Here is a 22359-nt window from a genome sequence, read left to right on the forward strand (position 1 = left end):
CGCCATCAGTATGGACGGCAAGGGCTGCTGGCGCGACAACGTGTTCGTTGAGCGCCTTTGGCGCTCGGTGAAATACGAGGAGGTATATCTGCACGCCTACGCATCGGTCCCCGAGGCCCGCGCCGGCATCGGCCGATACTTCGCATTTTATAATGGCATCCGGCCGCACTCAGCTCTTGGCGGCCGCACGCCCGACCAGATATACTTCGACCAGCCGCTTCTCGCAGCGGCATGATCAACCAGCGGCGATCCACTTATCCAAGCCGCGAGCCTGTGCAGACGACCGGAGCCACCTCTGGCTTTGCCAACATCTAGCCGCGGCGCATGCGTGGCTGAAAGGGAAAGCCATCATGAATTCGAACAAAACCCGCCTCGTGCTGCAGAGCACCGTTTCGACCGCCGCGGCGGTTTTTTTTCTGCCGGCTAGTGCGCAGGCGCAGGCGACAACCTGTTCGCAGACCGGAACGACGATACGTGTCGCATCGACCGGATCAGGCACCGTTGATGCTGCGCATCCGTGATCTCGCGGCGACGCGAACGCGATACGGCTATTTCACGATCTACATCCTGCTGCGCAGGGAAGGATGGTTCGTGAACCACAAGCGGGTCTACCGGCTTTACCGGAATGATGGACTGAGCCTTCGGCTCAAGCGGCCCCGCCGCAACGTCAGCGCCGCCAATCGGGAACGGCAACCTGCAGCGAGCGGACCGAACGAGATGTGGTCGATGGATTTCGTCTCCGATGCGCTGTTTGACGGCCGGCGTCTGCGGGCGCTGACCGTGGTCGATGCGTTCACGCGCGAGGCGCTGGCGATCGATGTCGATCAGGGCATCAAGGGGGAACAGGTGGTCGCCGCGATGGGAAGGATCACCCTGTCGCGCGGAGCGCCCAGGACCATCCGGGTGGACAATGGGCCGGAGTTTATCTCGAAGGCGCTCGACCGCTGGGCATACGAGAACGGTGTCATGCGTGGGTGGCGGGCATCGGCCTTCAGCCCCAGGAATACGGCACACACACGCTACGACGCACCAAGGCCTCGATTATCTATAAAGCTACCGGCAATCTGCGCGCAGTTCAGATCCTACTCGGGCACGTGAAAATAGAGAGTACGGTTCGCCATCTGGGTGTTGACGTTGAGGACGCTCTGGAACTTGCCGAACGCACCGAGGTCTGAGAACATGACGACCCACAAGCCGCAGTATAAGCAGTCTCAGTCGCTTTGATATTCCCCCGGTTCGGCGGACACGCAGGGTTAGCCGGTCATGCTCCGCTCGGCTTGCTCGGGGGTTAGATATCCGAGGGCCGAGTGCATGCGGTGCCGGTTACAGGCCCCCTTCGACAGATTTTGTCAGAAGCGGATATCCATGGTGGCTGATATGAACGACCGGCTTTGGTCGACACCGGTCGCCGTAGCTGACCCAGCTGAACGGCAGCTATCCGATCAGCGATCTCCGGAAACTGCCGGTCAGCAAACGGCCCAATTCAAGACACTTGCTAATTGGTCGGTAAATGCTGGACGTCGCGATGTAGCGGTCACCGTCCCACGACGGACGAGGGACAATCACCAAAGCGCGCGCTGCTGTGGGACGAAAATGTGGGACGAAAATCGGCTGGCTCTGCCAAATCACCGAAAACCGCCAAATTTTTTACTTGATTGGTGGAGCCGAGGGGGATCGAACCCCTGACCTCTGCAATGCCATTGCAGCGCTCTCCCAGCTGAGCTACGGCCCCACATCGTCGGGAAGGCGCGTCCCCTAGCGAGGCACGAGGGGCTTGGCAAGCGACCGATTGGTCGCCTGCCGCACCGTTCACCGATCAATTATTGTCGTCGTCGTCCTTCGAGGTTTCGACCCCGAGATCGTCGTCGCCGCCCAGATCGACTTCGTCGTCCGCGCTCGGCTCTTCGTCCTCGGGAACCTCCAGATCCTCATCGTCGTCGTTGAGGTCGGAATCCGCCTTCTTCTTCTCGTCGGGCTTTGCCTGCTCGAACGGGAGCGGCTGCTTCGACTTGAGGATCGGTTCGGGGTGCCACGTCGTCCCGCATTCGATACAGGTGACGGGGTCGTCTTTTTCGAGGTCGTAGAAACGCGTCGCGCATTTCGGGCACGTGCGTTTCGTGCCCCATTCCGGCTTGGTCATGCCAAGGAGTGCCTTTCGGATCGGGTGTTCGTGGGGGTGCCCCATCGACGTTGGGCGCGCCTTGCCATAGCACAAGGTGGCTGTCAAAGCCCGCGCCGATGCCCCCTTCACTTCCTGCCCCGATCGAGATTTCACCGCGCGGCGCGCTGACCGGTAGGGTGCGCGTGCCCGGCGACAAGTCGATCAGCCATCGCGCGCTGATGTTCGCCGCACTCGCGGTCGGGACCAGCCGGATCGAGGGTCTGCTCGAAGGCCACGACGTGCTCGCAACCGCAGCGGCGCTGCGCGCGATGGGCGCGACGATCGATCGCGACGACGACGGCACCGGGAGCGGCACCTGGCGCGTCGATGGGGTCGGGGTCGGCGGGTTGCTCCAGCCCGAAATCGCGCTCGACATGGGCAATTCGGGCACCTCGACCCGGCTGCTGATGGGGCTGATCGCGAGCCACCCGATCACCGCGACCTTCGTCGGCGACGCGTCGCTGTCGGCCCGCCCGATGGCGCGCGCGATCGAGCCGCTGGCGCGGATGGGCGCCGCCATCACCGCCAGCCCCGGGGGGCGATTGCCGCTGATGGTGCGCGGCCTGTGTCCCGCGATCCCGATCAACTATACGCTCCCGGTCGCATCGGCGCAGGTCAAGTCGGCGGTGCTGATCGCGGGGCTCAACACCCGCGGCATCACCCGCGTCGTCGAACCCGTCGCGACGCGCGATCATAGCGAGCGGATGCTCACAGGGTTTGGCGCGGCGCTGACCGTCGAGCAGACCAACCACGGGCGGATCATCTCGATCACCGGCGAGGCCGAGCTGGCGCCGCAAGCGATCACCGTGCCTGGCGATCCCTCGTCCGCCGCGTTCTGGCTGGTCGCGGGGTCGATCGTGCCGGGCAGCGACATCAGAATCGCGAACGTCGGGCTCAACCCGACCCGCACGGGGCTGATCGCGGCGCTCCGCCTGATGGGCGCGGACATCACCGAAATCGATCCCCGCACCGTCGGCGGCGAACCCGTCGCCGACCTGCGCGTTCGCCATGCGCCACTCACAGCGATCGAGGTGCCCCCCGACCTTGCGCCCAGCATGATCGACGAATATCCCGTGCTCTTCGTCGCCGCCGCGTTCGCCGCTGGTCATACCCTGGCGCGTGGCGCACACGAACTGCGGGTCAAGGAGTCGGATCGAATCGCGGCGATGCTGACGGCGCTCACCGCCTGTGGCGTGCCTTGCGAGGAATTCCCCGACGGCCTCGCGATCACCGGCACCGCGGGCGAGGCCATTCCAGGCGGCGCGACGATCGCCACGTTGCTCGATCACCGCGTCGCGATGAGCATGGCGGTCGCCGGGCTTCACGCCGCGCGCCCGGTCACGATCGACGACGCCAGCCCCGTGGCGACCAGCTATCCCGGCTTCTTCGCATCGCTGGACCGACTGACGGGAGACGAGACATGATCATTGCGGTCGATGGACCCGCGGCGAGCGGCAAGGGCACGATCGCCAAGGCGCTGGCGCGGCATTACCACTTGCCGCATCTCGACACTGGCCTGCTGTACCGCGCGGTCGCCGCGAACGTCGCGCGGATGGAGCTCGATCCCGCCAAGGAAGCCGATGCGGTCGCCGCGTGCGATTTCGGCGCGCTGATCCTCGCCGACCCGGTGCTGCGGACCGACGAGATCGGCCAGGCCGCCTCGATCGTGTCGGCGCACCCGCTGGTCCGCGCGGCGCTGCTCCAGCGGCAGAAGCGGTTCGCGCATCAGGCGGGCGGCGCGGTCCTCGACGGGCGCGACATCGCCACCGTGATCGCCCCCGATGCCGACGCCAAGCTGTTCGTGAAGGCCACCCCGCAAATCCGCGCCCGCCGTCGCCACACCGAACTCCAGACCCACGGATCGACGCTCAGCTTCGACAAGGTGCTTACCGACATCCGCGCGCGCGACGAACGCGACAGCAGCCGTTCCGCCGCGCCGCTGGTGATGGCGCCCGACGCGGTCCTGATCGACACCAGCTTCCTGTCGATCGAGGCGAGCATCGAAAAGGCGATCGCAATCGTCGAAGCGCATTCTCCCCGCTGAGCGCATGCCCCACAGGGTCGCTTGAAGTGGCTGGTAATGTTGGATCGCCCGGGTCAGCATCCGGCGATGACCTGCACATCCCGCCCTCGCCTCTGCTCGCTGCGTCGCCTTCCCGCTGCACCGCCACGCGAACACGCGATTCCGTGTAAACTTCGTCAATGTTGCGCATCGTGGCCAACGCAGCTTTCGCCATTTACGCCTTTCCCGTCGCATCGCCGGGTAGTGTCTCAGTTTGAAATTAAGGCCGCTGTATCTGCGCAGCTATTTTCATTACGTCGAACGACCCCCAACATTCGGTCGCGAGATCGACACCCATGGGCGGAAATCCTGCTTGGATTATTTTTTTTCCGCCCGACTGAACGAATTCCACTGCTGGCAGCATGTCAGCGTCTAAAGTCGCGATTACCGCCACATCATAGGCGTTTGAAACTGCCAAGCGGATGAGGTCGGTGGCCAGCAGTGTGTCTACCCCCTTTTCCACGGTTTGAACGATGGGGTGCCCACACCCTGTGTGGGGACAGTGAGTGATTTCTCGGTGGCACGTGTTGCACTTCGGGAGGGCCTTTGGCTTCCGCTCGCGCGCCTGAACGTTGATACCGGGCTGTCGATCAAGCCACGTAGTAGCCCACTGCTTAAACTTTTTCCCGTCGTCCGTTTTGGGATTGTAGGACGTATAGATATATGTGCCTTCGTAGGAATGAGCTGTTCCCACGCCCGCGATCACATTCGCCGCCTCCTGGCTAAAAAGAGCGCCCAAGCCTTTCCAATCGATTTTTGCGCGGAAATCGTCGTCCTTCCGCACCTCTCCCAACCGCTTGTTTAGGGTAAGCTGGAGGTTCCAGTAATCGACAAAAACGCAGATTCGCATGGCTTGGCTCGCCCCCGGTACACTTGACATTAAGACACTATCATTTATTTGGCGAGTCATTGAAGCCCATCTGCCGTGCCTCATACGGGCGTAAAAAGCGGCAGATTATTCGACCTCCAGAAGCGTCCCATGGGGGCGCTTCTGTCTTTTTAGGCTCCCCGCTTCCTGTACGGACCACGCTTTGCAGGTGCGGGCGCATCCGCATCAATCCGCGCCAGCACGTCTTCGAGCGACCAAAGCCGATCCGTAATGCCAGCCGCCATCGCCGGGGACATACGCAGCGTCTTATGAATGCGGCAAAAATTGTAGAACACGAAATAGAGCGACAGCGCATGAACGTGGTTGTCGAACTTCTTTGAGAATGCGTTCGTGAGGCGCGTGAAGCGACGCATCGACATCCGCATCGTGAGGTTCTGGCGCTCGACGTAGCTGGTCGAAACGTGCGCGATGTCGGGGTTGCCCTCGCGACGGATTTTCTTGATCCCGGTGCATTCGGCGGGGCTGTAGCGACCCGGCGCGGTGATGGTAGGGCCGTACAGCTTCACCAGCTGCGCATAGTCCACGTCCGCACCGAAAGCGCCCTCTACGGCCTCGACATAGGCGCGATGGCCGTCCGTGGTGATTTGAACGCGGTTGGCGAGCCGGGTGCGCAGATCATCCATGATGGTCATCGCGCTTTCGCCCGAACGATCGCCAACATAGTAGCTAACGATCAGTTTCGTATCGGCGTCAATCGCGGTCCAAGTCCAGATGTCGCCCGCGCCTTCCGGTGCGGCCTTCGCGCTCGCGACGTTCTTTTGTTTGGCGTGGCAGAACGACCAAATCTCGTCGCACTGGATACGGCTCGCCTTCACGTTGCGCACCGTCTCGTCGTGAAGGGCAAGGCAAGCTTCGCCAGCTTCGACAAGCAGCTTCGACACCGTGTTGATTGACACGTCCGCAATCCGGCTGATCGAGCGCATGGACGAGCCCTCGCAGAGCATGGCAAGGATTTGAGTGCGCTTGGCGAGAGGAAGCTTGTTCATAGACATTCAATACGAACTTCTATGCTTAGTGTCAAGCATAATCACGCCAAATCCATGCCCGCAACGAACATGCCACGTGACTCTGGACGAACTAGCAGTGAATGAGGTATAGGGCCTCGGCGTGGGTACGCCGAGGCCCTGCCGGTTCAACCGGCTAGGCTATTATAAGTGCCGTCACGCTATCACCTTCCTTTCTCCCGCAGCGGGATTGGGGGTTTAGAAATAGGCCTATCTTCGGGGGGCAATCCCGAAGAGAGGCCCGGCTCCTGAAGCGCCGGCGGTTCCGCTCGGCGCTTCAGTTCGTTTAGCGAGGTGGACTACTACTCCAGCACTCGCAATTCGCTTGTATTCTTCGGGTGCGTTGGCCCCAATTCTGAGCTGCCTCTCAAGGCGACCGTATCCCTCGATCACTCCGCGCTTCTTGAGGCGAGCGATCGCATTATAAGCGCTGTTTTCATTGTCAGTTAGCGTCCTTCCAAGATCGCTTTCCGCCCGAATCTGTCCAATCACATCTTTGGCAATTAGACCGGGTGTCCTGGCAATTGTGTTCAGCGCCAAATCATAGAGCGGGGACTCCCGCTTTTCTGACGCTGGAACACGCGATTTTTCTGGCTTAAGTCCGGCGGCAACCTTTCGCTGATAAATCGCGAGATTGGCGGGAGTGAACACGTATCCGTTACGATCCACGAGCTCGCCACGATGCTTGAGCTTCGCCAAAGCCGTGTAGAAGCCCTTATCGCTCTTTTTGTATTTGTCCCCCAAGGGGCTCTTCAAAATCGCCTCGCGAATATCGTCGTAAGTGGCTCCATCTTCGAACCGTCCAGCAATCCCTAGAACTGCTTTGATGAATGTGTCGGTTCGCTCAATTCCGTCGAGTGCGTCACGCTGAGAACCACCAACGCCCGCTAAGAGCGCAGCTTCGCTCTCTAGCATTTCGGCCATCTGCACCAGCCGCTCCAGTTTCGCCTTTTCTAACGAAAGCGATTCCGCTTCTGCATCGATTTCACGAATGCGCCGCTGCCACCCATAGATTTGGGAGCCACTAACGACAGTGCCGGATGATTCTCGTTCACTCACGGGGTCGGTGTAGCGGTGAATGACTGGCGGTGCAAGCGGGAGTAGTGGCTGTGAGTAATGTGGGGCTGGGAGTGAAAGTTCACGTTATGGTTTTTTGTCCGCCCACCGCTTCGCGGCTGCCCGTTTCGCGATCTCGCTCCGGCGCTCCGGCGTCATACCATCCGCACGCGCCTTTCCACCCTTGCGCCCCATCTCGGCGGCGGCGCTGGACAGGCTCTCGCGCTCATCCTCGATCTCGCCAGTGGCGATCTTACCGATCATCACCGCAAGGCCGATCGCGTCGGCGGGGCGCTTCTCGCCGTTGGGGCCTTTAGGCATGCCGTATCACCTTTGCCGACTTGTGACAAAGGCCGCACTCCCCCGGCTCGCGCACAAAATCTCTCGTGGTAGCGAGCGTGCTAGTTATCTGCTGAACCTGTTGCGCTTTCGGGAGCGCGAGATGCGCCTGAATGCACGCATCGCATAGGCTGTACCCGCCAGCCTCTGTGATATAGGTGTTCACCCGTTCCGGAACCGTGGCCATATAACCTCCATGCTTTGCGCTAAGCATATAGGAAGCGGGCGGTGGATGCGACAGCCGATCCGTCAAAATTCAAACTGATACACTACCCATCGCCGTCTTCTCTTGCGATTTGGCGCGGTTACCGGTATGTGGCGCGCGTCCAGCGACCTTATTCGCGGAGGCATGGCGCGGCGGGTTTCCTCACGCGCCCTTTTCGCATTCGCGTCGAGGCCCTTCGTGTCAGGATCCAACGGATGCCGCGTCCGATATTCGGTCGGTGTGGCGGATCGGCCGAAAGACCGTCGGACCCAACCGACTGGCCGGAAATGAACGACTAGGAATACTCCTCTTTATGGCTAGCCAGCCCCAAACCATGCCTACCCGCGATGATTTCTCCGCGATGCTCGACGAGATGTTCGGCGGCGCCGACAGCTTCGAAGGCCGCGTCGTCCACGGCACCGTGACCGCGATCGAAAATGACATGGCGGTCATCGACGTCGGCCTGAAGTCCGAAGGCCGCGTGCCGCTGCGCGAATTCGCCGCCCCCGGCCAGAAGGCCGAGCTGAAGGTCGGCGACGAAGTCGAAGTCTATGTCGACCGCGTCGAGAACGTCCATGGCGAAGCGATGCTGTCGCGCGACCGTGCGCGGCGCGAAGCCGCGTGGGACACGCTGGAAACCGAATTCGCCAAGACCGCGCGCGTCGAGGGCGTCATCTTCGGCCGGGTCAAGGGCGGTTTCACCGTCGACCTGTCGGGCGCCGTGGCGTTCCTGCCAGGCAGCCAGGTCGATATCCGTCCCGTGCGCGACGTCACCCCGCTGATGGATATTCCGCAGCCGTTCCAGATCCTGAAGATGGACCGCAAGCGCGGCAACATCGTCGTGTCGCGTCGCGCGGTGCTCGAAGAGACCCGCGCCGAGCAGCGTTCGGGCCTGATCATGAGCCTGGCCGAGGGCCAGATCATCGAGGGCGTCGTCAAGAACATCACCGATTACGGTGCGTTCGTCGACCTGGGCGGCATCGACGGCCTGCTCCACGTCACCGACCTCAGCTACAAGCGCGTCAATCACCCGTCGGAGATGATCAACATCGGCGACACGGTGAAGGTGCAGATCATCCGCATCAACAAGGATACCCAGCGCATCAGCCTCGGCATGAAGCAGCTGGAGAGCGATCCGTGGGATGGCGCGAGCGCGAAATACCCGATTGGTGCCAAGCTGTCGGGTCGCGTCACCAACATCACCGAATATGGTGCGTTCGTCGAACTGGAAGCGGGGATCGAAGGCCTCGTCCATGTCAGCGAAATGTCGTGGACCAAGAAGAACGTCCATCCCGGCAAGATCGTCTCGACCAGCCAGGAAGTCGAAGTCGTGGTGCTCGAAGTCGACGAGGACAAGCGCCGCATTTCGCTCGGCCTCAAGCAGGCGCAGGACAACCCGTGGGATGCGTTCGCTACCGCCCACCCAGTCGGCTCGACCGTCGAGGGTGAAGTCAAGAACGCGACCGAATTCGGCCTGTTCATCGGGCTCGACAACGATGTCGACGGCATGGTCCACATGTCCGACATCGCGTGGGGCGTCTCGGGCGAGGACGCGCTCAACCTGCATCGCAAGGGTGAGACCGTCCAGGCGATCGTGCTCGACATCGACGCCGAGAAGGAGCGCATCAGCCTCGGGATGAAGCAGCTCGAACGCGGTGCTCCGGTGGTCGGCGGCACTGCCGCCGCGGGTGACAAGCTCGCCAAGAACGCGATCGTCACCGTCACCGTCCTCGAAGTCCGCGACATGGGCCTCGAAGTCCAGGCGGGCGACGATGGCGCGACCGGCTTCATCAAACGGACCGATCTCGGCCGCGATCGCGACGAGCAGCGCCCCGAGCGCTTCCAGGTCGGCCAGAAGTTCGACGCGATGGTGTCGGGCTTCGACCGGTCGAAGAAGCCGACCTTCTCGATCAAGGCGATGCAGATCTCCGAAGAGAAGCAGGCGGTCGCGCAATACGGCTCGTCCGATTCGGGCGCGACGCTCGGCAACATCCTCGGCGAAGCGCTCAAGGCACGCGACGAGGCTGACAAGAAGTAAGCGACGACGACAAGGGGGCATCGGCAACGGTGCCCCTTTTCGCAACCGTCCACGCCGGCCGATCGGTTTGTTGCGGACGCGGCGGCGAAGCGCTATTATGACCGGATTGATATTGATTCCGATCAACCCGTTTTCAGCCGCCGGGGGGCAATGATGATCCGATCCGAACTCGTCCAGCAGCTTTGCGATGACAATTCCGAACTGTCGGTCGCCGACATCGAACGGATCGTGTCGACCTTTTTCGATCAGATCACCGATCAGCTCGCCGCCAATGGCCGGGTCGAACTGCGCGGGTTCGGCGCCTTCTCGACCCGCGAACGCGATGCGCGTACCGGCCGCAATCCCCGCACCGGCGAGGTCGTCGATGTCGAGGCCAAGCGGGTACCGTATTTCAAACCCGGCAAGGAAATGCGCGCGCGCCTCAACGTGTGATCGGGCGCCGACGCCACGCCGCGCTTGACCTCGCCGCCGGCGTCGGCTTCTCGTGGCCCGGTGCGCGGACGTGGCGAAATCGGTAGACGCAGCGGACTTAAAATCCGCTTCCATCGGAGTGCGGGTTCGAGTCCCGCCGTCCGCACCATCCTCATCGCGCTCCTGCCGCTGCTATCGCTCGCGGCGTGCAACCAGCGCCCCGACACCGGTCATGTCGTCGTCAGCGCGATCGGCGATCCCCCACGGCTCGCCGATCCGCGCAAGGTTCAGCTCGATACCCCCGATCTGCTCTTCGCTGACTCGACCGCTGAGGGGCTCGTGCGGTTCGATGCCAACGGACAGATCGAACCCGGTCTCGCCGAACGCTGGATCGTGATCGACGGCGGAATGAGCTACATCTTTCGCTTGCGAGAGGCGCGGTGGGCGGATGGCAGCGCGGTGACCGCCGATCAGGTCGTCGACGCGCTGACCGATCAGATGGCGGCGCGATCGCGCAACCCGCTCGCGCCCTTCCTGACCGCGATCGACGAAGTGGTGGTCATGACACCGCAGGTCATCGAGGTGCGGATGACCCGGCCCCGCCCCGACCTCCTCAAGCTGTTTGCTCAGCCCGAACTCGCGATCTGGCCAACCAAGCGCACCGGTGGCGCGGGGCCGATGCGGGTCGCGCTGCCGGGACGCAGCCCCTTGCTGCGCCCCGCGATCGATCCCACGCAGGCGGATTCCGACGACCAGCGCGCGACCAGCCCCGAAGACGACGTGCGACTCATCGGCGAACCCGCGTCCCGCGCGATCGTGCGGTTCATGGCGCACGAATCGGATCTGGTCGCGGGCGGCAGCTTCGTCGACTGGCCGCTGGTGGGCCTCAGCGATGCCGCGCCCGCGAATGTCCAGATCGACCCCGCGGTCGGACTGTTCGGGCTGACCATCGTCAACCGCGACGGTTTTCTCGCCGACGCCGCCAACCGCGATGCGATCGACCAGGCGATCGATCGCGACGCGCTGACCCAGGCGGTTCGCGCCGGGTGGGAAGCCACCAGCCAGATCCTGCCCGACACGCTCGACTCCGCGGCGGCGCCCGCATTTCCCGCCTGGACCGCGATCCCGCTCGACCAGCGCCGCGCTACCGCGCGCGCCCGCGTTGCGGCATGGCGGGGTGGTCCGGTCACGCTCAGGATCGCGATGCCACAGGGGCCTGGCGCGACGATCGCGTTCGGCCAGATCGCAGCCTCGTTGCGCGCGATCGGCATCACCGCGACCCGGGTCGCGATGCGCCAGGATGCCGACCTCCGGCTGGTCGACGCGGTCGCACCCTACGACAGCGCGCGCTGGTATCTCGCCAATGCGTGCGCGATGTGCGGGGACGCCGCCAAGACCGCGTTGCTCGCCGCACGCGACGCGCCGACGCTCGCCGAACGTTCACGGCTGATCGCCGCGGCGGACGTGGCGCTGCGCGACGATGTTGCCTTCATCCCGATCGCGCGGCCGTTGCGCTGGTCGCTGGTCGCGCTCCGCCTGGCCCAATGGCACCCGAACAGCCGCGCCTGGCATCCGTTGACCAAGCTGCGCGCCGACCCCAGATAGCAGCCATGCCTCAACGCTCCCATCCGACCGACGCCGGTTCGCACCTCGGTTCTCTTCCGCTCTCGCGCGATGCCGCCGCGATCCGCAAACGGGTCGAGGCGATGGAGCAACTACTCGAGCGCATGTTCGTGGTACCGGGGATCAACCGCCCGGTCGGGCTCGACGTCATCCTCGGCTTCGTCCCCGTGATCGGCGACATCGCCGCCGCCGCGCTCGGCAGCTGGATCGTGTGGGAGGCGCGCAACCTGGGCATGTCGAAATATCAGCTCGCGCGGATGGCGGGCAATGTCGGGTTCGACGCGCTGCTGGGGCTGATCCCGATCGTCGGCGACGCCGCCGATTTCTTCTTCCGCTCGAACTCCCGCAACCTCAAGCGGATCAAGCGTCACCTCGATCAGCACCACCCCGCGACCGTCACGATCGACGGCTAGCGCGCCCCGCGCCAGATCTTGAGCGCCGCGCGCGGCGACAATCCGCCCTGGTGTGCTGGGCAGCGCGTGTAGCCGAACCGCTTGTCGAGGCAGATCCACAGTTCGTCGAGCCACCCCTGGCGCGTCGCGGTGATGCGCACCATGTCCGCGTCGAGCCCCGGATTGGCGCGCGCCATCGCCGCGGCAAACGCGCCCACCGTCAGCCGTCGCCGCGACAGCACGTCCATCTGCGGATAACGCACCTTCGCATAAAGCCCGCTCGATCGCGCGAAATAGGCTGCGGGATCGCTCCCCGCGATGCAGGTGCCATGCTTCGCCCATTCATGCTGCATCAGCTGGGCGGACGGCGTCGTGCACAGATGCCGCGCGATCAGCGCTGGTGGCAGCAACGGCGTCGACGTGCAATATTGCGGCCAGTCCTTCCCCACCCCGTCGGGCCACAGCCCGTGCAGCGTGAACCCGAAGCGGTTGCCGCCACCCTTGCCGTCGCCGCATTCGAATTGCGCCGATGGGTCGCGCCGATGGTCGCGGCAATATTGCGGCGCCCAGGTGATCGCGAGCGTATAGCCGCCGATCGGCAACCGCCGCTGCGGCTGGCTGGCGCTGGCGAGATCGGGATGGATCGACGTAAGGGTTGTCGGCAACGAACAGCGATACGCCTGCGCGCTAGCCACCGCGGGCGCGACCAGCAGCGCGACCGATACCGCGACCCGCCCGATCATGGCAGCGGCGCTTCGTCTCGCCCCTCCACACCCTCGCCGAGTTCCTCGCCAAGCCAGGCGCGCGAGTCCGGCTTGAACAGCATCAACGCCGCCGCGATGTAGAGCAGGTTGACGACGACCGTGATGATCACCGGCACCGGGTTCGGAACGCCATTCCGCGCCAGCGCGAAAAGCGAGAACAACAGGCCGATCGCGCCGAGAACGGCGAACACGACGATGACCCACTTCGCGACGACGCTGGGGCTGCGCACGATGAAATACCACAGCAGGATCGCGATGATCAGCCCGATCACCGCCATCACCGGCATGAGCCACGACATGGTGGCGAACATTGGATTGACCGCCATCACCGCCGCCCGATCGGACCAGGTCAGCACCGAATTGATCAGGCCAAGGATTACCGACCCCCAGTAATATTGTTCGAAACGTGCGATCGATGGCGGTTTGATCATGATGTTCCCCCTGTTGTCGGCCGATGCTACTCCTCGCGGGACGAACAGCGCAAGCATCCACGCACGGGTCACACCAGCGCGAAGTCGAGCCCGATATCGGCGGCGGGCGCGGACTGCGTCAGCCGCCCGACCGAGACATAGGTCACCCCGGTCTCGGCGATCGCGCGAATCGTGTCGAGCCGCACGCCGCCCGAGGCCTCGGTCGGTACCCGCCCCGCGACCAGCGTCACCGCCTCGCGCAACATCGGGGGGGCCATGTTGTCGAGCAGCAGGTGGGTCGCCCCCGCCGCGAGTGCAGGCGGGATCTGGTCGATCCGGTCGACCTCGACGATGATGCTTGCGATTCCCCCCGCCACCGCGCGGCGCACCGCCTCGCCGATGTCGCCCGCTACCGCGACATGGTTGTCCTTGATCATCGCCGCGTCCCACAGCCCCATCCGGTGGTTCTGCGCGCCGCCCATCCGGGTCGCGTATTTCTCGAGCGCGCGCAGCCCGGGGATCGTCTTGCGGGTATCGAGCAACGTCGCCCCCGTCCCCGCGATCGCATCGACATAGGCGCGCGTCATCGTCGCGATCCCCGACAGATGCTGGACGGTATTGAGTGCCGATCGCTCGGCGGTCAGCAACCCGCGTGCCCGCCCCTCGACGCGCATCAGGTCGGTCCCCGCAGCAACCTGCGCGCCCTCCTCGACCAACGTCTCGATCCGCGCCGCGGGATCGAGCGCGCGAAAGAACGCCGCCGCTATCCCCAGCCCAGCGACCACGATTCCATCGCGCGTATCCATCATGCCTGCAAACCGCGCCTCGGCAGGGATGACGGCGGCGGACGTGATGTCGCCCCCTTCCCCGAGATCCTCCTTCAGGGTGGCAGCGACAAACGCATCGAGGTCGAATCGGTCGAGTTGAAACGTCACCGAATTACTCCAGAAATTTTTCGCGCAGAGGCGCAGAGGCGCAGAGGACGCAGAGAAGACCAATGAGCGCGGCAGCGTTCCTCACTAAATCCTTCGCGTCTTCGCGTCTTCGCGCGAACAAATTAGATGATTTACGCGAAGGCACGAAGAGTTGCTCTTCTTCTCTGCGTCCTCTGCGCCTCTGCGCGAACAAAACCTGCCTGCGGCGCGCGCTCAGTCACCCGTGACGCGTACCGGCCCCAGATCGCCCATCCCCACCGTCGCCGACGCCATGCTCAGCATCGCATCGAGGCTCTTCTTCGCGCGCAGCCGCAGCCCCTCTTCGATCTCGATCCGCGGCTCGAGATCGCGCAGCGCAACGTACAGCTTCTCCAGCGTATTGAGCGCCATGTACGGGCAGATGTTGCAGTTACAGTTGCCGTCCGCCCCCGGCGCGCCGATGAAATTCTTGTTCGGCAGCGATTTTTCCATCTGGTGGATGATGTGCGGTTCGGTCGCGACGATCAGCGTGTCGCCCGCGAAATCCGCCGCATAGGCCAGAATGCCGCTGGTCGACCCGACATAATCGGCATGATCCAGGATCACCGCGGGGCATTCGGGATGCGCCGCGACCGGCGCGCCGGGATGCTGCGCCTTGAGCTTGAGGAGCTCGGTCTCCGAAAACGCCTCGTGGACGATGCACACCCCCGGCCACAACAGCATCTCGCGTCCGGTCTTGCGCACCAGATAACCGCCGAGATTCTTGTCGGGGCCAAAGATGATCTTCTGCTCGGGCGGATATTGGCTCAGGATCTTTTCCGCCGACGAACTCGTGACGATCACGTCGGAGAGCGCCTTCACCTCGGTCGAACAGTTGATGTAGGTCAGCGCGATGTGATCGGGATGCGCCTCGCGAAACGCCTTGAACTGATCGGGCGGGCAGCTGTCCTCCAGGCTGCACCCCGCGTCCATGTCGGGCAGCACGACGATCTTGTCGGGGCTCAGGATCTTGGCGGTATCGGCCATGAACCGCACGCCGCAGAACGCGATGACATCGGCGTCGGTCTCCGCCGCCTTGCGGCTGAGGTCGAGGCTGTCGCCGACGAAATCGGCAAGGTCCTGGATCTCGGGCTTCTGATAATAATGCGCCAGGATCACCGCGTTGCGTTCCGTGCGAAGTCGGTCGATCTCGGCGCGCAGATCAAGCCCCGCCAGCGTTCCGCCGATACCATTGCGCGCGTCCATCACTCAGCTCCCGTTGCCGGGGCTCACATGGCCCCGCAGCGGGAGGCGATCAACCCACCAGATAGCGGGTGAGCGCAAGCATCGGCGGCGTGAACGCGAGTGGACGCATCAGCGCGACCGCCAGCGTGATCGTGCCGAAGCCGATCAGATAGGCAGGATGTATCTTGCCTCGCGTCCGGATGTCGTAGATCGCGGCCGCTCCGATGAACGGCAGCAGCACCGCCCAGATCCCCCACAACTGCCACGATCCCATCAGCGGCAGCGGCAACAACCGCCCGATGCCCGGCGTCATGACCTGGATCGCCCCGCACAGCATCAACCGCCGGTGCCAGTCGGTCCGCCCGCGCAACCGCACCGCCGCCCAGGTCAGCCCCGCGAACACCAGCACCGTCAGCCAGTCCATGACCAGGAACACGTTGGTTTCGAAGAACGGCGGGATGCGATGATGGATCGCCGCCAGCGTGTTGACGCTCAGCCCGACCAGCACCATCCAACCGACATAGCCCGCCGCGACTCGCCCAACGCGCTGATGCTTCACGATGTCGCCGCGCCATGCGAGCCAGTTCTGGGTGAGGTAAATACCGAGCCAGCCCATGAAGGTCAGCCCGTGGATATGGACCCACCAAGGCGCGGCGAAGGTCGACCGATGCATCGCCAATTGCAGCGAAAAGCCACTCACGACAGTGGCGGCGATCGCGAGCGCCATGACAAAGAAGAACAGCCGCTCGCGCGCGGTCGGGTTCAGCTGGGCATCGGCGACGGTGGCCATGAAAATCCCCCCGGATATTCGTTGCGCAGCCGTTACCACAATCTCGACGTTTTCTCAAGCGACCACCGCTCAGCGCCGGTTGGCGAAAATCTCCTCGAGTGAGGTCGACTGGTCCCACCGCGTGCCGTCGCGCGCGGAATCGCTGGCGAACCGCACCACCACCTTGGCGTCGAGCCCCGCCGCTGCAAGCGGCCCGCGGAACAGCGCGGCGAGCGCATGCCGCGCGTTCGCCTGCGCCTGCGCGATCTGCTCGGGCTTGCGCGCCTCCGCGGCGGCGATCCGGTCCGCGCGCACCGACGCCTGGCGCTGGAGCGCGGCCATCGCGCCGCGCGTCACGAAGACCCCGCTGGTCTTGTCGAGATAGGTCCGCGATTCGTCGATATTGGGCGCGCCGACCCGCACCGCGGGCGCGTTGACGATTAGCGTCCGGGTCGCAGGGTCCCACGCGAAGTCACGCGCGTCCAACCCCGACACGTCAACGAAATACTCGACCGCGAACGGCGCCTTCATCACCCGGCTGGAGGTGAACATGCCCATCCCGCGCGTATCGCTCGCAGTGCTCTGGACCGTCCCGGAGAGCGTACTGACCTTGAGGTCGCTCGCCCCGGTCAGCGTCGCCTGGACGACCTGCGCCACCGCCAGCCCGTCGTCGGTTTTGACGACATAGCGCTCGGTGTACGTCCGATAGCCGATCACCGCGGCGGCAACGACAAGCGCCGCGACCAGCACACTCGCGACGATCGCGATCAGCCGACGATCCGCCACACGCCCCCCAATCCCTCGTTCGAGTCCGCGGCAACGATGCCGCGGTGGTCGAGATCGTATAGGTGAGCGAGCACCGATCGCTCCGCCGCGGGGATCAGCCGCCGGTCGAGCCCGACATACATTTGCGCGACCATCGCGGCGATGTCGCGTGGCGCGTCACGGAGCAGCCGCAGGATCTGCTCCTCGCGCTGCTTGCGATGGCCAAGCAGCCCGCGCACCAGCCGCTGCGGCCGGTCGACCTGATCGCCATGCCCCGGATAATAGACCCGATCGTCGCGCGCCATCAGCTTCTCAAGGCTCGCCATATACGCCGCCATGTCGCCATCGGGAGGCGACACCACCGTGGTCGACCAGCCCATCACGTGGTCGCCCGAAAACAGTGCCTTCGTCTCGGGCAGCGCGAAGGCGAGATGGTTCGAAGTATGCCCCGGGGTCGTGATCGCCGCGAGCGTCCAGCCGCCGCCGCTCACCGTATCGCCCTCGGCGAGCACGCGGTCGGGACGATAATCGGCGTCGAACGAGGCGTCGGCGCGCGGGCCGTCATCGCTCGAGAAAAAGGCCGCCGCTCCAACGATCGGCGCGCCGGTCGCGAGGCTGAGCGGACGCGCGCCGGGGCTGTGATCGCGATGATGATGGGTAATGACGATCGCGCTCACCGGGCGTCCCCCGATCGCGGCGAGCAACGCGCCGATATGCGCCGGGTCGCCGGGCCCCGGATCGATCACCGCCAGGTCGGTCGTCCCGACGACATGCGTCTGGGTGCCGGTGCCGGTATAGGGCGACGGATTGGGCGCGAGCACCCGCGTCACGAGCGGCTCGAGCTGGATCGGGATGCCGGTCGGATGCTCAGCCATCGCGCGGAGATGGCCGTTCGCCGCGCGCGACGCAAGGGCGGCGGCGCGTCAGGATCAACCCCGGCGCGCCGCCCGGACATCAGTTGGGCTTGTCCTTGCCCAACTCGGCGTGCATCTCTGCGACCGCCTCGTCGAGCCCGGCGAGCGCTTCATTGCGCTGCGCCTCGGTCAAATTGCGTTCGGCGATGATGCTGGCGCGCGCGGTGTCGATGCTCGCCAGCGCGGTCTGCATCGCGTGACGCTGGATCTCCGCGGCGTTGGCCTGGGTTTTCGCCGCATTGGCGGCCATCGCCTCGATCCGGTTGGTGCAGATCACCATGATCTTCTTCCCCCCCTTATCGTCGTGGAGGACGAGGCGGCGCTCGTCGCTCGCGCCGACGTTGGGACAGGTGCGTTCGCTGACCTCGGGCGCTTCGGCCAATGCGCGCGCGACCATCGCATCGGCGTCGGACTCGCTCATCGCGGATCCGGTGCCGGGGTCGGTCGCGGTGGCCGTCACCTTGCCGTCCTTGTCGACGCGCCGGATGACGATCCGTTGGACCCGCTTGTCCGGCGCAGCGTCGATGACCGGCTCAGGTGGAGCCGCGGGGACCGGTGGCGCAGCAGGCGCGAACGGCGCAGGGGGTGCCGGTGGTACGGCCTGGAGGTCGACCCCGACCGCGTCGCCGACGCGCGCGGTGATCGCACTCGCCGCGTTGGTGCCCGAGGCGGTCAGGCCCAGCCCCGCGACGACGAGCGCGGAAACGATCGTCCCGCCCGCGGCAAAGCGGCGGCGCGAGGTGCGCGAGGTGGTGAGCATTCGAAGTCTCCCTTTCAGGTCGTTGATGGTGTGAAGGTGGCACGCCGCCGAGACGACCCCGCCGTGCGCCGCCTTGACGATCGCGCAGGCATAGCTTTGGCGGTCGATCGCCGATCGCCCGGCGAGGACGCGCGCGTCGTTGGCCATTTCCTGGTCGGCGCGGAACGCCCGGAACGCGCGCCAGGCGACGGGGTTGAACCAGTGCAGCGCCAGCACCCCGAGCGCGATCCAGTTCGCCGCCAGATCGCCGCGCTGATGATGGCCGATCTCGTGCGCCAGCGCGAGCGCGCGCTCGTCGGCGTCGTACCGATCCGCGAAATCGCGCGGGAAGGCAACGTAGCGGCGCATTACCCCAAACGCGACCGGGCCGGGGGCGGCATCGCTCTCGATCACGCGGATCGCCCCGACGACGTCGAGCGCCGCGGCGCTGCCGAGCATCCGGCTGCAGAACCGCGAATGCCGGGCAACATGCCAAATCAGGAACACCGCCGCGCCTGCCGCCCAGAGTGCCGCGAGGACAAGCCCCAGCGAGGGAAATGCTGCAGCGGGCGTGGTGGTAGGTGCGGCGGCGGCGATACCGGCAGGATCGATCACCATCACGGTAATCGTCTCGCCAGCCCGCGAAATGGGCGTGGCGATCGCGCGCCACGCCGATGGCAAGGGCGGCAGCAGCAGCCGGAGCAGCGGCAACGCCCACAACGCATAGGCGATCTGTGCGCCGAACTGGCGGCGGACGGGCGCGCGGAGAAGCAGCACCAGCGCCATCAGCAGCGTCGACGCGATCAGCGCCTCGACCGCCCAGCCGACCAGCGCGCTCATGCCTTCAACTCCTTAAGCAACGCCTCGATCTCGGCGATATCCTGCGCGGTCAGTTCGTCGCGTTCGGCAAGGTGCGCGACCAGCGGAGTCAGCTTGCCGCCGAACAACCGGTCCATCAACCGTTGCGATTCACCCGTCACATAATCGTCGCGCGCCACCAGCGGGCGATACAGATAGCGCCGCCCGTCGGCCTCATGCCCGATCACCGATTTGGCGAGCAGCCGCCCGAGCAGGGTCTTGACGGTGTTCGCGCTCCATCCCCTGGCAGGATCGACGCGTTCGGAAACATCCTGCGCGGTCAGCGGCGCGGCGTCCCATAGCACCTCCATCACCGCATGTTCGGCATCGCTGATCCGTTCCGCCACGACTCACTCCCTTACTGACTACGGATGTAATCGCAGCGATTACATCCGTAGTCAAGAGGGCGATCAATCGTCGGAATGCTTTACAGCCGACCGCATCGCCTGACTCGCGTTAACCGCCCTTATCGTCGGCAAACTGCGGCTATCGAGAACTGGCACGCGGGCTGCAAGGTATAAGGCAGCCGAGCGTTCGCGCTTCAGCGAGGGTGGTTTGGACGCAACTCGACGTCGCGCCGATCCACCCTCACCCGGCTTTCCCCATCCCGCTGCCCGACCCGTGCCGCTGCCCGCGCCAACGCCTTTGGGTAGATGTCACCGAGCAATCGCTCGAACGTCCGCGTCCAGCTGAAATGGTCTTTGACGTGCCGCCGCGCCGCGCGCCCCATCGTACCATGATCGCCGCGCCACGCGTCGAGCACGTTGGCGGACATCGCATCGATATCGTCGACCGGCCCGAGCCGCCCGAGCGCGGGCGACACTCGCAGCGGCATCGCGCCGCTGTCGACCCCGACCACCGGCAGCCCGCTCGCCTGCGCCTCGATGATCGACACCCCGAAGGTCTCGTCCGCCATCGCCGAGACGTAGATGTCGGACGACGCCAGCGCCCGCGCCAGCGCCGCGCGGTCGTCGACGAATCCGGTGAACGCGATCGGCAGCCCCGCGGCCTCCGCCTCCAGCGCCACGCGCAGCTTGCCGTCGCCGATCATCACCAGCCCCGCATCAAGCTCTCGCGGCAGCGCGCGGACCAGCGCGACCAGCCGGTCGGCGCGCTTCTCGTTGTCGATCCGCCCGGCATAGACCAGCAACGGCCCCGTCGTATCCCCCAGTCCAATCGATGCGCGATACGCAGGGTCGCGCCGCGCCGGGCTAAACAGCGCGGAATCGACCCCGAGCGGCAACACCTCGGTTCGCGTGACGTTGCGCCGCGCCAGCGTCACCCGCGCCTCCTCACTCAGCGTGTAAACCCAGTCGAATTCGCGATAGGTGATCTCGGTGTAGCCGAGGCTCAACCAGTAGAAGACGCGACCCGGTGACCCCAACAGCTCGCGCGCGACCCGGTCGACATGCGCGTTGGGGAAATCGGTGCGATACCCCGCCACCAGCGCGGTTCCCGGAAAGACGCGGCGATGCTGGATCGCGGTCCACGGCAACACCCACGGGCACAGCGATTCGATCACGTCGGGGCGATAACGCGCGAGCAATTCGCGGACGATCCGGGTGCGCAGGATAAAACGGTAATTGGGGCTGCCACGCACCGGATCGGCCCCGACCTCGGCAAATATGTGCCGCCCGTCGACCGTCACCTTGTCCTCAGGCCCCGGCACGATCTGGAGCAGATGGTGCGGGGTCTCGCGGAGGAGGTAAGCGCGCTTTTCGCGCAGATAGGTGCTGATCCCGCCCCCGCCGCGCGTCGCATAGCTCTGCGTCAGATCGCAGATCAGCATGGGCGTGCCGTCACGCGCGGCCGCGGCGCCCTCGCCGTGGCGCACGCGGCGTTACTGGTCGGCGCTCGCCGTGACGGCCTGCGCCAGTTCGCCGCTTTCGTACATTTCCATCATGATGTCCGAGCCGCCCAGGAACTCGCCGTTCACATAGAGCTGGGGGATCGTCGGCCAATCCGAATAGGCCTTGATCCCCTGCCGGACGCCTTGGTCCTGAAGCACGTCGACGCTCTCATAGTCCACCTTGAGGTGATCGAGGATTGCGATCGCGCGGCTCGAAAACCCGCATTGCGGGAACAGCGGGCTACCCTTCATGAACAGCACCACCTTGTTGGCCTTCACGATCCCGTCGATGCGGGCGGTGGCGTCGTCGTTTGTTGTGGCGTCGGTCATGCTATCGTCCTCAGGAAACGGCGGTGGTGAGCTGGAGCGCATGAAGCACGCCACCCATCTTCCCACCCAGTGCGTCATAGACCGCGCGATGCTGCTTCACCTTGGGCATCCCCGCGAAGCTCGGTGACACGACGCGCGCGGCATAATGATCGCCGTCGCCCGCCAGATCGGTGATGGCGACGGTCGCGTCGGGAATCCCCGCGCGGATCATCGCTTCGATCTCGTCGGCGGCCATCGGCATGTTATTCTGACCCCATCATCTGGCGGCGCGCCTCGATCGTCTGATCGTCGAGCGCGCGGCGGATATCGGCATCGCTCGTCTCGACCCCGGCCGCGGTGAGATCGCCGATTAGCTTGCGGATGACGTCGCCATCGCCGGCTTCTTCGAAATTGGCATGGACCACCGCCTTAGAATAGGCGTCCGCCTCCTCGGGGGTCAGCTTCATCAGCGCCGCGGCCCATTCGCCGACGAGCCGGTTGCGCCGGGCGACGATCCGGAACGCCATTTCCTCATCGCGCGCATACTTCGTCTCGAAAGCACGTTCGCGGTCGTCGAAGGTCGTCATGCAGCGCTCCCGAATTGCTTGGCGTGAGAGATAGGGCGGCACGGGGGCAGGCGCAACCGATTCACCCCCGTCACCCC

At 64.9% G+C, this 22359-nt stretch carries 26 protein-coding genes, 2 tRNA genes and 2 pseudogenes; 11 read left to right on the plus strand and 19 right to left on the minus strand.

Features of this window, described 5'->3' with window-relative positions:
- The 4 genes and pseudogenes from EAH84_RS14540 to EAH84_RS14550 all read left to right on the plus strand — a co-directional run.
- Positions 1 to 235 (plus strand): integrase core domain-containing protein (locus EAH84_RS14540; protein ID WP_140867210.1); only part of this gene is annotated, 235 nt, incomplete at its 5' end.
- Positions 236 to 350: 115 nt separating this feature from the next.
- A complete protein-coding gene (locus tag EAH84_RS16140; RefSeq protein WP_170209868.1) occupies positions 351 to 521 on the plus strand; it encodes a hypothetical protein in 171 nt (56 codons plus the stop codon).
- A pseudogene (locus tag EAH84_RS14545) lies at positions 451 to 966 on the plus strand (DDE-type integrase/transposase/recombinase); the annotation flags it as partial. The gene EAH84_RS16140 and the pseudogene EAH84_RS14545, both read left to right, overlap by 71 nt.
- Positions 967 to 971: 5 nt before the next feature.
- Positions 972 to 1175: pseudogene (locus EAH84_RS14550) on the plus strand (tyrosine-type recombinase/integrase); the annotation flags it as partial.
- Positions 1176 to 1656: 481 nt separating this feature from the next.
- Here the strand turns inward: EAH84_RS14550 and EAH84_RS14555 are convergent.
- Together EAH84_RS14555 and EAH84_RS14560 are read right to left on the minus strand one after the other, a co-directional pair.
- Positions 1657 to 1732, minus strand: a tRNA-Ala gene (locus EAH84_RS14555).
- Between the two features lie 84 nt (positions 1733 to 1816).
- Positions 1817 to 2140 (minus strand): TIGR02300 family protein, encoded by a 324-nt coding sequence (locus EAH84_RS14560; RefSeq protein ID WP_140872714.1) that lies wholly within the window; start codon positions 2138 to 2140, stop codon positions 1817 to 1819.
- Positions 2141 to 2238: 98 nt separating this feature from the next.
- Here EAH84_RS14560 and aroA point away from each other — a divergent pair, with 98 nt between their 5' ends.
- The gene (gene aroA, locus EAH84_RS14565; protein WP_140872715.1) at positions 2239 to 3585 is read left to right on the plus strand and encodes a 3-phosphoshikimate 1-carboxyvinyltransferase; all 1347 of its coding nucleotides are present in this window, start codon (positions 2239 to 2241) and stop codon (positions 3583 to 3585) included.
- Positions 3582 to 4205, plus strand: coding sequence for a (d)CMP kinase (locus tag EAH84_RS14570; protein ID WP_140872716.1), 624 nt, complete (start codon positions 3582 to 3584; stop codon positions 4203 to 4205). The genes aroA and EAH84_RS14570 overlap by 4 nt, the downstream gene beginning before the upstream one ends.
- A 238-nt stretch (positions 4206 to 4443) precedes the next feature.
- Here the strand turns inward: EAH84_RS14570 and EAH84_RS14575 are convergent, their stop codons facing one another.
- From EAH84_RS14575 to EAH84_RS14590, 4 genes are all read right to left on the minus strand, one after another.
- The gene (locus EAH84_RS14575) at positions 4444 to 5073 is read right to left on the minus strand and encodes an NYN domain-containing protein (protein WP_161978419.1); all 630 of its coding nucleotides are present in this window, start codon (positions 5071 to 5073) and stop codon (positions 4444 to 4446) included.
- Between the two features lie 149 nt (positions 5074 to 5222).
- A complete protein-coding gene (locus tag EAH84_RS14580; RefSeq protein WP_140872718.1) occupies positions 5223 to 6098 on the minus strand; it encodes an IS1 family transposase in 876 nt (291 codons plus the stop codon).
- A gap of 228 nt (positions 6099 to 6326) precedes the next feature.
- On the minus strand, positions 6327 to 7046 hold the full coding sequence (locus tag EAH84_RS14585) for a hypothetical protein (RefSeq protein ID WP_206663980.1): 720 nt from the start codon (positions 7044 to 7046) through the stop codon (positions 6327 to 6329).
- A 213-nt stretch (positions 7047 to 7259) separates the two neighbouring features.
- Positions 7260 to 7493: an RNA-binding protein gene (locus EAH84_RS14590; RefSeq protein ID WP_140872720.1), complete on the minus strand. Its 234-nt coding sequence runs from the start codon at positions 7491 to 7493 to the stop codon at positions 7260 to 7262.
- Positions 7494 to 8029: 536 nt separating this feature from the next.
- On the opposite strand from EAH84_RS14590, the gene rpsA reads away from it, so the two are divergent.
- From rpsA to EAH84_RS14615, 5 genes are all read left to right on the plus strand, one after another.
- A complete protein-coding gene (rpsA, locus tag EAH84_RS14595; RefSeq protein WP_140872721.1) occupies positions 8030 to 9754 on the plus strand; it encodes a 30S ribosomal protein S1 in 1725 nt (574 codons plus the stop codon).
- 153 nt (positions 9755 to 9907) lie between these two features.
- Positions 9908 to 10186 carry an integration host factor subunit beta gene (locus EAH84_RS14600; RefSeq protein ID WP_140872722.1) on the plus strand — a complete coding sequence of 93 codons (279 nt, stop codon included), beginning with the start codon at positions 9908 to 9910 and terminating at the stop codon, positions 10184 to 10186.
- Positions 10187 to 10250: 64 nt separating this feature from the next.
- Positions 10251 to 10334 (plus strand) — tRNA-Leu (locus EAH84_RS14605).
- A 170-nt stretch (positions 10335 to 10504) separates the two neighbouring features.
- Positions 10505 to 11770, plus strand: coding sequence for an ABC transporter substrate-binding protein (locus tag EAH84_RS14610; RefSeq protein ID WP_241656634.1), 1266 nt, complete (start codon positions 10505 to 10507; stop codon positions 11768 to 11770).
- Positions 11771 to 11775: 5 nt separating this feature from the next.
- A complete protein-coding gene (locus tag EAH84_RS14615; protein WP_140872724.1) occupies positions 11776 to 12201 on the plus strand; it encodes a DUF4112 domain-containing protein in 426 nt (141 codons plus the stop codon).
- Here the strand turns inward: EAH84_RS14615 and EAH84_RS14620 are convergent.
- From EAH84_RS14620 to EAH84_RS14680, 13 genes are all read right to left on the minus strand, one after another.
- The gene (locus EAH84_RS14620; RefSeq protein ID WP_140872725.1) at positions 12198 to 12923 is read right to left on the minus strand and encodes a ribonuclease T2 family protein; all 726 of its coding nucleotides are present in this window, start codon (positions 12921 to 12923) and stop codon (positions 12198 to 12200) included. The two genes, EAH84_RS14615 and EAH84_RS14620, sit on opposite strands and share 4 nt — an antisense overlap.
- Positions 12920 to 13375 (minus strand): hypothetical protein, encoded by a 456-nt coding sequence (locus tag EAH84_RS14625; RefSeq protein WP_140872726.1) that lies wholly within the window; start codon positions 13373 to 13375, stop codon positions 12920 to 12922. Before EAH84_RS14625 ends, EAH84_RS14620 begins: the two co-directional genes overlap by 4 nt.
- A 68-nt stretch (positions 13376 to 13443) precedes the next feature.
- A complete protein-coding gene (gene nadC, locus EAH84_RS14630; RefSeq protein WP_140872727.1) occupies positions 13444 to 14289 on the minus strand; it encodes a carboxylating nicotinate-nucleotide diphosphorylase in 846 nt (281 codons plus the stop codon).
- A 213-nt stretch (positions 14290 to 14502) separates the two neighbouring features.
- Positions 14503 to 15513, minus strand: a complete 1011-nt coding sequence (gene nadA, locus EAH84_RS14635; RefSeq protein WP_140872728.1) for a quinolinate synthase NadA — start codon at positions 15511 to 15513, stop codon at positions 14503 to 14505.
- Between the two features lie 49 nt (positions 15514 to 15562).
- On the minus strand, positions 15563 to 16282 hold the full coding sequence (locus tag EAH84_RS14640) for a hypothetical protein (protein ID WP_140872729.1): 720 nt from the start codon (positions 16280 to 16282) through the stop codon (positions 15563 to 15565).
- Positions 16283 to 16351: 69 nt separating this feature from the next.
- Positions 16352 to 17047 (minus strand): DUF4230 domain-containing protein, encoded by a 696-nt coding sequence (locus tag EAH84_RS14645; RefSeq protein WP_140872730.1) that lies wholly within the window; start codon positions 17045 to 17047, stop codon positions 16352 to 16354.
- Positions 17029 to 17901 carry an MBL fold metallo-hydrolase gene (locus EAH84_RS14650; RefSeq protein WP_140872731.1) on the minus strand — a complete coding sequence of 291 codons (873 nt, stop codon included), beginning with the start codon at positions 17899 to 17901 and terminating at the stop codon, positions 17029 to 17031. The genes EAH84_RS14645 and EAH84_RS14650 overlap by 19 nt, the downstream gene beginning before the upstream one ends.
- Before the next feature lie 79 nt (positions 17902 to 17980).
- The gene (locus EAH84_RS14655; protein WP_140872732.1) at positions 17981 to 19519 is read right to left on the minus strand and encodes a M56 family metallopeptidase; all 1539 of its coding nucleotides are present in this window, start codon (positions 19517 to 19519) and stop codon (positions 17981 to 17983) included.
- On the minus strand, positions 19516 to 19884 hold the full coding sequence (locus EAH84_RS14660; RefSeq protein ID WP_140872733.1) for a BlaI/MecI/CopY family transcriptional regulator: 369 nt from the start codon (positions 19882 to 19884) through the stop codon (positions 19516 to 19518). Before EAH84_RS14660 ends, EAH84_RS14655 begins: the two co-directional genes overlap by 4 nt.
- A gap of 194 nt (positions 19885 to 20078) precedes the next feature.
- Complete coding sequence (locus EAH84_RS14665) at positions 20079 to 21371, minus strand: glycosyltransferase (protein ID WP_241656635.1); 1293 nt, start codon at positions 21369 to 21371, stop codon at positions 20079 to 20081.
- Positions 21372 to 21377: 6 nt separating this feature from the next.
- On the minus strand, positions 21378 to 21716 hold the full coding sequence (gene grxD, locus EAH84_RS14670) for a Grx4 family monothiol glutaredoxin (RefSeq protein WP_140872734.1): 339 nt from the start codon (positions 21714 to 21716) through the stop codon (positions 21378 to 21380).
- A gap of 10 nt (positions 21717 to 21726) precedes the next feature.
- Positions 21727 to 21957 carry a BolA family protein gene (locus tag EAH84_RS14675; RefSeq protein ID WP_140872735.1) on the minus strand — a complete coding sequence of 77 codons (231 nt, stop codon included), beginning with the start codon at positions 21955 to 21957 and terminating at the stop codon, positions 21727 to 21729.
- A gap of 1 nt (position 21958) precedes the next feature.
- Positions 21959 to 22282 carry a DUF1476 domain-containing protein gene (locus tag EAH84_RS14680; protein WP_140872736.1) on the minus strand — a complete coding sequence of 108 codons (324 nt, stop codon included), beginning with the start codon at positions 22280 to 22282 and terminating at the stop codon, positions 21959 to 21961.
- Between the last annotated feature and the right edge of the window lie 77 nt (positions 22283 to 22359).

Origin of the sequence: Sphingomonas oligophenolica (genome assembly GCF_006438955.1) — a bacterium.
In the GTDB taxonomy this organism is placed as follows: domain Bacteria; phylum Pseudomonadota; class Alphaproteobacteria; order Sphingomonadales; family Sphingomonadaceae; genus Sphingomonas; species Sphingomonas oligophenolica_A.